Below are 12,688 nucleotides of genomic sequence, written 5' to 3'. Positions count from 1 at the left end.
CCTCCAAACCCGCCGCATCCCCCGACGACGCCAAGAAGGTCGGCCTCATCGGGCTCGTGGGCATCGTCATCAGCGCCATGATCGGCGGCGGCATCTACAACCTGCCGCAGAACATGGCCGCCGACGCCTCCGCGGGCGCCATCATCATCGCGTGGGTCATCACCGGCGTGGGCATCTGGTTCATCGCCAACACGTTCCGCATCCTGTCGGCCGCGCGCCCGGAGCTCACCAACGGCCTGTACACGTACGCCGAGAAGGGCTTCGGCAAGCTCATCGGCTTCTTCGTGGCCTACGGGTACTGGATCTGCAACTGCTTCGCGCTCGTGGCGTACGCCGTGCTGGTGATGTCCACCCTCAACTACTTCGTGCCGGATTTCGCGGGCGGCAACAACATCCCGTCCATCATCGGCGGGTCCGTCATCACGTGGATCATGTACGCGCTCGCCCTGCGCGGCGCGAAGTCCACGAGCTTCCTCAACATCATCGGCACCATCGGCAAGCTTCTGCCGGTGGCCATTTTCATCTTGGCCGTCGCCATCGTGTTCAAGCTCTCCGTGTTCCTCGAGGGCTTCTGGGGCATGAACGGCACCGTCGACCTCTCGCTGAGCTTCGACAACGTCATGCCGCAGGTGCAGGCCACCATGCTCGTCACGCTGTGGCTGTTCCTCGGCATCGAGGGCGCCGTGGTGGTGTCGGGAAAGGCGAAGTCGCAGGCCGCGGTGCGCAAGGCCACCACCATCGGCTTCCTCGTCACGCTGGCGCTCTACATCGTCGTGTCGCTTCTGCCGCTCGGCGTGTACTCGCAGGAGGAGATCGGCAACCTGGCCGACCCGTCGATGGCCGCCATCATGCTGGACAAGTTCGGAAGCTGGGGCGAGATCATGGTGAACGTCGGCGTCATCGTCTCGGTTTTGAGCTCGTGGCTCGTGTGGATGCTCATGCTCGGCGAGATGCCGCTCGCCGCGTCGAACAGCGGCATCTTCCCCAAGGCGTTCGCGAAGGAGAACAAGCAGGGCTCGCCCTCCACGGCGCTGCTCTGGACGACCATCATCATCCAAGCGGTCCTCGTCGCTTCGTTCTTCATCGGCAGCGACGCGTGGACCACCATGATCAGCATCACGAGCGTCATGGCGCTGCCGTGCTATCTGTTCTGCACGTTGTTCCTGTTCAAGATCGCGTATCGGAAGGACTACCCGAAGGGCATCTTCGCCAGCCGCGGCATGGCGGTGTTCACGGGCGCGGCGGGCTCGCTCTACGGGCTGTGGCTCATCTACGCAGCCGGGTTGAACTACCTCATGGTGGCGTGCATCGTCTACGCCGTGGGCATCCCGCTCTACATCGTGGGCGTGCGGCAGCACAACCCGCAGGAGAAGCTGTTCGCGAAGCGGTCGGACAAGATCATCCTCGCCGTGGTGCTGGCCCTCGGCGTCGCCGGCGCCGTCTACTCCATCATCACGTTCGGTCACGTGAAGCTTTAGGCGTGACGGCCACTTCCCGCAGGTAGAGGCCGGGGTGCGCAGGGGCGTGCCCCGGCCTCGCCCCTGCTTGCGGCCCCGCTTCCGCCGCCTCCGTCTCGCGCGCCGGCCCCGCCTCCGGCTCCTGCCGCTCCACCACGCTCGCGCTCTCGGCCAGCTTGATGCCGGGGCACGCCCGCGCGAGCGCGTCCGCGCACGCGAGCGGCAAAGCGGCGCTTCGCACCTCCACGTCAAAGCCGCACGGCACGCCGGCCCGCGCGGCCCACTCCCGCGCGCGCCGCGCGTCCTCGCCGAACGCCTTCGCGCATTTCAGGAACCGATCGCCCTCGTCTTGGCTCATCCACGGATGCGCAGCGCGCAAGTCGGCGTCGGCGAAGAACGCCTTGTTCTGCTGAAAGATCTGCCCCGTGTTCTTGTTGTCCGAACTGCAGTAATGCACGCCCAGGTGCAGCCCCTCGCGGCTGGCGAACTCCATGAGCGCCAGCGCCTCGGCCTCGCTGCCCGCCACGGGCACGCCGCCGCCATACCAGTAGTCGTAGAGGTACTTGAAAGGGCGTTTCCGCAGCTTGAAGCCGCGTTTCGCGAATTCCGCGCCGTTGTGCAAAGGGAAGCAGAACTCCAGCAGGTTCACGCCGCGCGCGCCCGCGGCGTCCGAGCGCCGCAGCAGCTCCTCCATCCAGGCGCGCGACCCGGGGATCACGGGCACCTCCACCACCACGTCGGGCAGCACGGCCGCCGCGCGCTCCATCAGCGCGTACACCCGCTCCTGCCCGTCGTCGGCATCGGGCGGCTTCACGCTGAAGCGGATCTCGGCAAGCCCCGCGTCGGCCAGCGCGCGCAGCCCCGCCTCGTCCAACAAGTCACCGCTCGTGTACAGGCGCGTGTGCGCGCCGGGGTACAGCTCGCCCGCGCGCCGCAAGAACGCCTCCACCTCGTCGGGGTGGAGCATCGGCTCGCCGCCGGTGATTGCCAAGCAGCGGAACCGCGCGCCCGCGTCGTGCGCCCGCTCCAGCTCGCGCACGATATCGCGCTTGTGGGTGCGGAAATAGTCGTAATGATCCTGATTGGGATTGAAGCAGAAATAGCAGCTCTTCGTGCATTTCAGGTCGATGAAGAACGTCGCCGTTTCCTCGCCGGTGCGGCATGCCGCGCACGCCGGCGACAGCCAGTTGCGCCACAGCGAGAAGCCGCCGTTCTCGCAGCGGCACCCGCACGCGGCGGCCACGCGGGCGCGCTCCTCGCGCGGCGCGCTCTCCTTGCGCTCGAAGGGCACGCCGAACTTCTCCACTGCGGCCTCGAAATCGCGTTCCGCCTCGTCGAACGCCTCCGCGTACTCCCGAAGATCCACTTGTGCCCCTTCCCGCAAAGCCCTCAGCCCTCCTGCGCGGCCAACTCCTCCTCCAGCCGCGCCGCCGCCGCGCGGTCCATGCGCGCGAACGCGGCCAAGGCCCCGGCGAACGCGGCGTAAAACGCCCGCCCATCCTTCTGGATGACCGCGCTGGCGAACGCATCGACCCACGTCAGCAGGTGCTTGTCCAGAAAGCGCCCCTGCACGGCCAGCGTCTGGCGCACCTCGCCGTCGCGCCCGTCGGCGTACGCCTCGTACGCGCGCTGGCTCGTGCGCCCCAGGTAGTCCATCATAGCAGCGATGTGGTCGTCGGGGAAATGCTTTTCCGCGCGCAGCTTGAAGCCCGCCTCGTGGTAGAACGAGCGCACGTCGAGCGTGCTTTCCTGGAACACCATCGACTCCTTGCCCACGTACGGCGACTCCCACGGATGCACGTAGGACGCCCCCGGCACCTGGAACAGCTTCGCGTAATCCGAGGCCAGCGTCTCGATGAACGCCTCGTCCCCGACCGACGCGGCGCTCTTGCGCACGCACGCGCACGCCTCGTCCATGCACGCGGCCGCGCTGCGCCCGCTCGAGCCCACCTGATGGCGGGCGACCTGCTGGAACCCGTCGCGCCCCAGCTCGTCCCGCACGGCCTCGAGCACGTCCCGCCCCTGCTCGCCGAACATCGCCGCGACGCCCTCGCGCGAAGGCGCGCCTCCGAACACCACGTGCAACAGGTTGTACAGGTACGCGCGGCGGGCGAGCGCCATCGCCGCCTCGCATTCGCGCCCGCGCTCCCGTTCGCGCTCCTGCCCGCACCCGCTCTCGCGCTTCTCCATGAAGCCCCCTTCCATCATGGCCGTCGCGTCAGACGCCTCCGCGACACCACCGAACCGCCCTGCACAACGCCGCCACAACGACGCTGAACCGCCCCGTCCGACGCACCGACGCCGCCGGAGGGCCGCCGCGCACGCGCTCGCTGCGGCGCGGCGGCCCAACCGGACGCGGCTGCTACCAGTTGACCTCCCGATATCCCTCATCGAAGGCGCATTCCTTCGTCTTGATGAGGATGTTCGGACGCGTCTCCTCCGGCGAGGGCAGAACGGCGATGCGCCCCTCGTCCAGGTCGCCGCCGAATTCGGCACGCAGCTCGTCGACGTCGCCGAACTTGAGCGCCCGGTTCGGGCACCCGGCCACGCACGCCGGCTCCCCGCCGCTTTGGCGCAGGCCGTAGCACCCGTCGCACTTGCCGGACACGCCCTGCTCCGGGAAGAACTTCGGGTGGCCGTACGGGCACGACATCACGCACATGCGGCACCCGATGCACTTGCCCTGATCTTGGATGACCGTCCCGTCCTCGGCCTTGTAGATGGCCCCCGTGGGGCAGTTCTTCAGGCAAATGGGATCTTCGCAGTGGTTGCAGCTGGCAGAATAGCTGTATGCTTTCACGGTCGGAAATTCCCCCACCGAATAGGTATGGGCCTCGCGATACAAGATGCCCACTTCAAGGCGGTTCTTATCTTTGCACGCGACCTGGCATGCGCGGCATCCCGCACAGCGGTCCTGGTCCAAATAGAATCCAACGCTCATGGTCTCATCTCCTTGTCCGCGGCCCTAGTTCTCGCTCCAGCGGGGAGGCAGCTCGCAATCGGGCTTCAGGCTCTCTCCGGTATATTTCTCGACGTTGCAGATCTGGTTGTTGTAACCCGACACGCCCATGCCGCCGTATTCGGCACCGATCAGGTAATTATCGGATCCCGCCCGGTCGATCCCTGTCTCCTCGTCAACGTCGACCCACGCGCCGTGAGGAACGCCGACAACGCCCGGCATGAGGATGTCCATGACCGCCGCAACGCGCAGACCCTGGCCCGCAGGTGTGCTGATGAGCACCGTGTCACCCTCCGCGATGCCCTTTTCTTCCGCATCCTTGCGGTTCAAAAACACCGGATTCGCCCACGTCTCACGCAGCCACGGGCAGTTGTCGAACACGCTGTGGGAACGGCGCAGGTAATGCGGGTTGTACATGATGTAGGGATACTCGCCCTTCTCCCCGCCGATCGCGCCGTCTTTGAACGTGGATTCGTACCCCACGCACGGCGTGACGTAGGTGGGATACGGCTTGAACTGCTCGATGCCGTCGTATTCGAACGACGCCATGAGGTCGTAGCGCGCCTGGCAGTAGATCTCGAGCTTGCCGCTCGCACTGGAAAGCGGGTTGGCAACGGGATCGGAGACGAAGTCCTCATAGCCGATGAAGCCGTGGCCGTCGTCGGGCGTGCGCTCGAACTGATACCCGCCGTTCTCGATGAAATCGGCCAGCGAAACGATGCCCTCTTGCGCCGTGCCCTCCACTCCCCATTCGGAGATGTCGGCGTCGGTGATGGTGACGAGCGGACCCATCGTGCCGTCGTCTCCCATGACCTTGCATCCGGCGATCTGCTCGAAGAACTGCTGTTTCTCGGAGGTGTTGTACGCAAGCGCCGGATCCATCCCCATCCCCTCAAGAAGCAGCGTGCCGATCTCCTGATCGGTCTTGGCCTCTCCGAGCGGCTCGGTCACCTGTGAATAGCAGTACACGAACTCGCGATTGCAAGACGTCACCGATCCGACGCGCTCCCATTCGGTAGTGACGGGAAGGATGATGTCCGAATAGAGCGCGTTCGTCGTCATGAACTGGGCACGCGTGAGCACGAAATCGACGGCCCGATGAGCTTCGATGCCCGCCTTCTGATGAAGCGAGGTTTGCAGCGTGGCGTCCGTCACATGGAAGATGCCTTTGATAGGGCCAAGCGTCGTGGGGATGGGCTCGTGGAAGCTCCCGTACGAGTTCGACACGTCGTAGAACGAACCGCCGCCGTTCAGGATGATGTCGTAAAGCTGCGGCTGTCGCACGCCCGTCGAACAGGGGTTCTTCGTTTTCGGCGTTTTGGCGCTTCCCGCAGTCACCAGATTGGGGCCGTAGTTTCCCGCATTGGCGTGGTAGTTGCCTCCGCACGCATGGCCCGACTTTCCCATGTGCCCGCCCATCGCTCCCAGCGCCATGAGCATCTGGGGGATCATTTCGGATCCGTTGCAGCGCACCATGCCGTAATTATGCAGGAGCATGGTCTTGTTGTTCTTGCCAAGGATGCGCGCGAATTCGGTGACCTGCTCAGGAGGAACGCCGCAGATAGACTCGGCCCATTCGGGCGTCTTCGGCGTGCCGTCGTACGCACCGAGGATGTAGTCTTTCAGATTCTCGTCGAGTTTCGCATCTTCGGGCATGCTTTCGGCGTCGAAGCCCACGGTGTACGTATGCAGGAAGTCCCAATCGACGATATCGCCTTCTTCTTCATCGAGGCGAAGCATCTCATAAGCTGTGGCCAGCATGAACGCCATATCGGTGCCGTTGCGCACTGGGATCCAGTCGGCATCGAGGATCTGCGCGGTCGCGTTGTACAACGGGTCGACGGTAACGAATTTCGTGCCCGATTCCTTGGCTTGGATGAAATAGTATGTGGGAGTGCCGGCAGCCGACCACGTGGGATTCGACGAATACATGATGATGTAGTCGGCGTTCGGAAGATCGAAGCGGTCGTTCGCCTTGCCGCAATCGGTCGAGGGAAGGCCGATCATGTCGCAGCCCAACGTGTACGTGCCGTGCGACGTCGTATCCCAGCCGCGCACGCAGCCGCACATCACATTGATGGTGGCGTCCGGCGACTTGCAGTAGAAACCAGTGGGGCCGTATTCATCGCTGATGCGCTTGATCTCTTGGCATGCCAGCTCGATGGCCTCGTCCCAGCTGATGCGCTCCCACTCGTCCCTGCCGCGCATCTGGCCGTTGGAATTCTCGCCGCCGCCGGGCTGCCAGCCCTTGCGCTTGAGCGGGTACAGGATGCGGTCCGCGCCGAAGCACTGCTGCTGTTGGGCCTTGCCGCGCACGCAGCCGCGCTGCTGCGGGTAGTCCGGGCTGTCCTCGTGCGTGTCGTCCGTCTTCTGGCGGATGACCGCGCCGTCCTTCACCATCACCTTGTTCATGCAGCGCCCGCCGCAGTTGTGCCAGCACGCAGCGGCAACCCATGTGCCGCCGTCGGCCGGATCGGTGGGCAGCTCGTGCTTGTCAGCGGCGTCGAGGCTCGCTTCCGCGGAGCACCCCGTCGCCGACAGGGCGGCAGCGCCCGCCGCCACCGCGGCGGCGGCTCCGAGAAAGCCGCGGCGCGATATGTTCTTCGATTCGATGCTCACGATATTCCCCCTTGCTTCCCTAGGCCACCGTGCAGGTTGCGTAGAACGCGTAGCGCGAGATGCCCACGCCGACGATCGCCGCGACGCAGATGGCGACAGCGACGGCGCGCTTGTTCGCGATCCTCGGCGAGAGCGCCACGAGCGCCGCAGAGGCGATCGGCGCGATGACGAGCGCCGCAATCTGGCTCGCAGGGTCGAAGCCCTCGCTGGAAAACGCGACGGCCTCCAGCACAAGGCCCACGGCGAGCGCTGCGTTCACGACGAAGGAGACGATGCGCAGCACCGCGCCGTCGTAGTCCTCCGAGCCGAGCACGGCGAACAGCGCCAGACCCATGGCCAGGTCCCCGGCCAGAAACGTGAGGATCGTCGCCGGTGCGTCGCACCACACCGCGATACCGTACACGTCGGTGTAGGCCACGCCCATCATGACCATGCAGACCACGCCGACGACCGCCCCCGCGACGCGCAGTCCGTACGGGCTGTCCTTGCGCACGAACGTGACGACGAGGTCGATCGCGGCCAGCACCATGAAGCACCCCGCGACCAAGACCTCGCGGATCATGCCGGAACCGAAGTTGACCGTCCCGCCAACCACCGACTGGATCGCCCGCGGAATGCTGTGCACGTGCGTAGCGGCCGCCACGATTCCCGCAGCGAACAGGATAACGACCACGAGGGGAACTAGCCACGGGCGCCCGCCTTCGCGCCGACGCCGCAGCCCCGTTTCGAACGCATACGCGCCTGCGGCCACGCCCCCCAACATGGTGAACACATACAGGGATTCAAGCCCCATATCCAAGCCTCCTCTTCCCGCGCGCCCGCCTCTTCGGGCAAGCGCTCGCTTTGCGGCGCGCCTCCTCAGCGCGCGCCATCGGAGCGTCAGAGCGTGCGCGGCGACGCCTTGCGCAGACGTACGCGCATGCTCGGACGCATGCTCTGTGGGAATTCGGCCGATCCCTCCATCGCCTATTATGGCAAAATTGTCGTGCGACAATCAAGAGTGTCGCACGACAATTTTTTGATTGGGTTATACTATTTTGAGGATAGATTGAGGGAGCGGGACGGCCCTCTTGCGTTCGAGAGGGGGCTGCGCAACCGTCGAGCATCTCCGCGCCCTCGCCCTCGTCAGGCAGGACGGCCTTTCGCATTCGAGTGAGAGCCGCACGGCGGGCCTTTCACGCTTGAACGAAAGCCGCGCGGCGGGTCTTTCATGCTCGGACGAAAGCTGCACGACGGACCCTCCCCGCTCTTCGAGGCCGCACCTCGCCCTCGGAGGTCGCGCCCCGCCCTCCGAGAACGCATTCCATCCCCCGAGGTCGCGCCCCGCTCTCCGAATCGGGATCTCGCTCTCAGGGTTCACATTCCGTCCTCCGAGCCCGAATCGCGTTTTTCGAGTTTGAATCGCGCTTCTCGGATTCGGATTCCGCTCCCCGGGCTCGCGTTCCGCTCCTCCGGTTCGCGTTCCACTCCCTGGATTCGAATCACACTCCTTGGGTTTGCTCTCGCTCTCCGGATTCAAATCTCGCCTCCCGGCTTGCATTCTGCCCTTCGAACCCGAATTCCGCTCCTCCAGTTCACACTCTGCTCTGCGAGCCGAAATGCCGCTCCTTCGGCTCACGCTCGCCCTCCAAGTTGGAATGTCGCACCTTTGGTTCGTGCTCGCTCTCCGAACCCGAGTTTCGCCCAATCCGTCAGGACGCTTGAAGCCGCACCACCGCATCTCGCCCTACCTGCACCACCGCGCCCGGCCCTGCCTGCACCATCGCATCTCACCCTACCTGCACCGGATGTTTCACGTGAAACATTTGTACGCACATAGGAAGCCTTGCCTTGCCCCTCCCCCTCGCCCGCTTTGCTCTTGCGGTCCCGCCGCCCTCCGCTTTGCTCGCTGAAAAATGTTTCACGTGAAACATTCGTTCGCGGCGCGGAGCCTCGCCGCACTCTCGGAAGCGCCCTCGCAGAGCAGAGGCCGCGCTGGGTTCCCGAAGGCGCGTTGCGAAACGGACCCTCGCAGCATCCTTGCGAAGCATCTCGGAGACGATTGCGCGCGAAGCCGAAAACGGAGGAGGCGCTTCTTCCCCGCTGCAGTTCGAGCCGCCTTCCCGGGACGGCCCCTTCGCCTCCCCTCCATCCAGATCGAGGGTCGGAGCGACCCTCGAGAAGACCGCCGATCAGCAGCGCCGAACGGCCCCGCTCCGATCCCGAAGCCGCCGGATCTCCCGAGGTCCGGAATCCCAGCCCTGCATCGCTCACCGCCTCGGCTGCGCCATCCCTCTCCCCCTTCTCCACCCCATTGCAACCGAAAGCGCATCCTCGCAAGCGGCGGCTTCGAATCGCACGCAGCCCCAGGCGTCGCACGGCAGCCGCATCGAACGGCAAGCGGCGGCAAGCCCGAGCGGCACGCGGCCAGCACCCACTCGCATGCACGCCGCGCACCGCCCACGACCCGCACGCCGCACGCCCCTCGCGAACCCGCCCGCGTCCGCCGCGCGCCTAGCGCTCGGAAGCCTCCTTCCCCGGCTCCTTCGCAAACCCCTCGCTGTAAGCGCTCGGCACCACGAGGGAGCTGCCGTTGTCCTGCATGCCCTCGTAGGTGAGGTGCATCTTGCGCAGCGACAGCGCGATGTCGTCGTGCGAGTACGTCTCCGCCACCTCCTGCAGGATGGCCGACACGTCGCGCTCGGCCTCCATGAGCGCGATGCGCGCGTTCTTGCGGCATTCGGCCTGCGCCTCGAGCGACATCACGCCCTGCAGCTCCTTCGGGATGATGATGTCGCGGATCTCCACCGACAGCACCGTGATGCCCCAGTCGGTCACCTTCGCCTCCACAGCCTCCTGAAGCTCCTGATCAAGCTGGTGGCGGCGCATCACCACGTTCGACACCGACGCGCGCCCGATGGCGTCGCGCAGCGCCGTCTGCGCGGTCAGCGCCACGGCGAAGCGGCAGTCCTCCACCTCCGTGCACGCCTTCTCCGGATCCCAGATCATCCAGAACAGCACGGCGTCCACGTCGAGCGGCACGAGGTCGCTCGTGAGCGCCTCCTCCGCGCCGAACGGCGTGGCGATGGTGCGTTGGTCCACCCGCAGCGTGCAGAACTCGATGAGCGGGATGCTGAAGAAGATGCCCGGCCCCGCCAAGCGGCTGAACCGCCCGAGCCGCATGATCACCGCGCGCTCCCACTCCAGGCACACATGCACCGACGACAGCACCGCCAGCCCCACGACAAGCGCCACGGCGATGGCCGCGAGGCTCAAGCGTCCCGTCAGCGCGTACCACGCCCCCAGCACCGCCAAGAACGCCGCCAGCGCCAAGATCACCGTCACCATCACGGCGCCGTTGCGCGTGGCCTTCCTGCTGGGGTCGGACCGGTAGGCGTCGGCGGCCACGCCGAACTCCATCTCCGAGCGGCGGTACGAGTCGCGCTCGTCGCGCCCGCCGCGCATCCTGTCACTTCTCCTCATGGCTCCTCTTCATCCTTCGAACGTGCTTGGACACCAGCTTGGGAACATCGTCGTACGTCATGCCCTCCTTGAGGCAGCTCTTGACGAACTCCTCGACCAGCGCGTCCACCCGGTCGCCCTCGCGGGGAAGCGAGTCCAGGTCGTTCACGAACACGCCGCTGCCGCGCACCGTCGTCACGTAGCCGTCGCGCTCCAGCCCCATGTACGCCTTGCTCACCGTGTTGTAGGCGATGTGCAGGTCGGCGGCGTACTTGCGCACGGTGGGAAGCTTCTCGCCCGGTTCGTAGAACCCCGAGTTGATCAAGAACTCCATGCGGTCGCGCAGCTGAACCCACAACGGCAGGTCGCTCTGGTCGCAAAATGAGAATGTCGGTGTTTCCTTCGCCACAATCGATGCCGTCGCTTCCTTCAGACCGCGGTTTGAACGCCGGCGTTCACGAGCACGAACCGCAGGCTGAAGCCGCCGACAAGGACGAGCACCGCCATGGCGGCGACGATGCCGCTTGCATGGTTGCGCCGGGCGAGCAGCGCGGACGTTTCGATAGCCAATGGCATCAGTATACCGCATCCCGCGAACCCCAACCAAAACACCCAGGCTTGATCGCCCGACAGCAACGCGTCGAACGGCCTGTCGGCGCTTGCGGCGTTCACCGTGATCGCGCACATGATTACCGCCAACGCCTCGAGGACGACGATCGCCGCGTCGGCAAGGGAAAGCCCGCGAAACCAGGGGAGCGATCCCGCGCGGCTTTCGCACAGGCAGACGCTGATCAGGGCCACCGCGCATCCGCACGACAGCGCCGACAGCAAGAAAAGCACGGGCAGCCACGCGGAGCGCCACAGGTCCACCGCGATGACGCTCTCCAGCAAAAGCCCCGTGTACACCATCACGGCGATCGCCAGCACCTCGCCGATCACCTTCGCCGCCAGCGCCGCCCGCTCCCACGCCGGCCCCAACACCAGCACGGACTCGGCAAGCGCGAGGGTCAAACACGCCGCGAACAGCGTGAGGGCGAAGGTGCCGATGGAGACGAAGCTGCCGGTCGGATGCAGGAACAGCAGGTAGAACGCCTCTGGACGGCCAAGGTCGGCCAAAAGGCACAGCATGCCGACGACGAGCATCGCGAAGGCGATCGCATAGCCCGTCGCCACGACGCGCCGCTGCGTCTCCGGACGGAAGCGGCGGCCCGCGCATCCGGACGCCGCCCGCGCAAGGCGCTCGCGGCGCGAACGGGAGAAGGCCGTGTAGAGGTCGACGGCCGAAAGCACCGCGAAGCTTCCGGCGGCCGCCCCGCCGAGGAACAGGTACCACACGATGAGCTCGCCGAACGTCATCCCTCGCCCCTCTCTCGCCGATGCCGTCTGCGCAAACGTCGCCCGCCTCGGCGCGACCGCGCCGAGGCGACGCGCATCGCCGCCGCGGCCTGTGTCAGCGCGACCACAGGCGCTGTCCGCTGACGCGCGCCGTTGCCGCCGCTGCGCCGAGATTCGCCACCTGCGCAAGCGCGCACGTCGCGCCATCGCTGCCATGTCCCGCGCCGACGCGACCGCGGGTGCCGTCCACCGGCGCACGTCGCCGCCGCCGCTGCGCCGCGCCATCGCGCCCGTACAACCGCGAGCGTCGCGCCAGCGCCGCCCGTGCAAGCGCGAGAGCCCCGCCAGCGCCGCCATGTGCGCGGCGCGTCGGTGGAAACGCCGCGGAAGCCGGTCTTGCGCAGACCGCCGATCCCGCTGCAGCGGCCGATTCCGCGAAAGCTACCGCCTCACTGCGGTAATCGATTCCGCGAAAGCCCCGGCTCGCCGCCGTCGCCTCGCTCCCAACGGTGTTCAGGATACCATTTTGTCGCACGACAATCAGCCCGACAACGAAAAGAACCGTGCGGATGCGAAACGCTGCTCCGCGAAACGGCGCTCCTCGAAACGGCACTCCGTTCGCTCCGTCCGCCCCTCCCACCCGGCCAGCCTATACCTTGCGGTAAGAAATTGCAAAACTTTTTTCCATATCTTACCGTTGCTGGCAAAACAAGTGCTTCCAGAAGCGCAAATGGCGTCTTCTGCTCTCATTTGGGGGTGCGGACAAAAAGTTGGACACTCCGGTGTCCGGATTGGAGTCCGCATGTACCCGTTGGAGACCAGGGAGCTCGCCGTGGAGGCCGTCGCGGCGGGGTTCAGCCTGACCGAGGCGGCCGAG

At 66.1% G+C, this 12,688-nt stretch carries 9 protein-coding genes; 1 reads left to right on the top strand and 8 read right to left on the bottom strand.

Translation table 11 applies throughout. The features are described from left to right. On the top strand, window positions 1-1,478 hold a 1,478-nt coding region (locus C2L80_RS11370; protein ID WP_204600589.1), incomplete at its 5' end, for a basic amino acid/polyamine antiporter. Here C2L80_RS11370 and C2L80_RS11365 read toward each other — a convergent pair. From C2L80_RS11365 to nrfD, 8 genes are all read right to left on the bottom strand, one after another. Then, a complete protein-coding gene (locus C2L80_RS11365; RefSeq protein ID WP_103263229.1) occupies window positions 1,453-2,823 on the bottom strand; it encodes a radical SAM protein in 1,371 nt (456 codons plus the stop codon). The two genes, C2L80_RS11370 and C2L80_RS11365, sit on opposite strands and share 26 nt — an antisense overlap. Window positions 2,824-2,846: 23 nt before the next feature. Continuing rightward, window positions 2,847-3,647 carry a TorD/DmsD family molecular chaperone gene (locus C2L80_RS11360; protein WP_103263228.1) on the bottom strand — a complete coding sequence of 267 codons (801 nt, stop codon included), beginning with the start codon at window positions 3,645-3,647 and terminating at the stop codon, window positions 2,847-2,849. A 172-nt stretch (window positions 3,648-3,819) separates the two neighbouring features. Further along, complete coding sequence (locus C2L80_RS11355; RefSeq protein WP_103263227.1) at window positions 3,820-4,398, bottom strand: 4Fe-4S dicluster domain-containing protein; 579 nt, start codon at window positions 4,396-4,398, stop codon at window positions 3,820-3,822. A 24-nt stretch (window positions 4,399-4,422) separates the two neighbouring features. Beyond that, window positions 4,423-7,035: a molybdopterin-dependent oxidoreductase gene (locus C2L80_RS11350; protein ID WP_239938950.1), complete on the bottom strand. Its 2,613-nt coding sequence runs from the start codon at window positions 7,033-7,035 to the stop codon at window positions 4,423-4,425. A 19-nt stretch (window positions 7,036-7,054) separates the two neighbouring features. Continuing rightward, entirely contained in the window at window positions 7,055-7,828 is a 774-nt protein-coding gene (locus C2L80_RS11345) for a DmsC/YnfH family molybdoenzyme membrane anchor subunit (RefSeq protein WP_129589952.1), read from the bottom strand. 1,700 nt (window positions 7,829-9,528) lie between these two features. Continuing rightward, window positions 9,529-10,497, bottom strand: a complete 969-nt coding sequence (locus C2L80_RS11340; protein WP_239938948.1) for an SPFH domain-containing protein — start codon at window positions 10,495-10,497, stop codon at window positions 9,529-9,531. Beyond that, complete coding sequence (locus C2L80_RS11335; RefSeq protein WP_224758934.1) at window positions 10,484-10,885, bottom strand: GntR family transcriptional regulator; 402 nt, start codon at window positions 10,883-10,885, stop codon at window positions 10,484-10,486. Before C2L80_RS11335 ends, C2L80_RS11340 begins: the two co-directional genes overlap by 14 nt. Window positions 10,886-10,905: 20 nt before the next feature. Beyond that, complete coding sequence (gene nrfD / locus C2L80_RS11330) at window positions 10,906-11,832, bottom strand: NrfD/PsrC family molybdoenzyme membrane anchor subunit (protein ID WP_157941075.1); 927 nt, start codon at window positions 11,830-11,832, stop codon at window positions 10,906-10,908. Between the last annotated feature and the right edge of the window lie 856 nt (window positions 11,833-12,688).

The sequence above is a fragment of the Rubneribacter badeniensis genome (assembly GCF_002899695.1).
GTDB lineage: Bacteria > Actinomycetota > Coriobacteriia > Coriobacteriales > Eggerthellaceae > Rubneribacter > Rubneribacter badeniensis.
The sequence above is the reverse complement of the archived record's forward strand: the minus strand, read 5'-3'. Positions and strand labels throughout refer to the sequence as shown.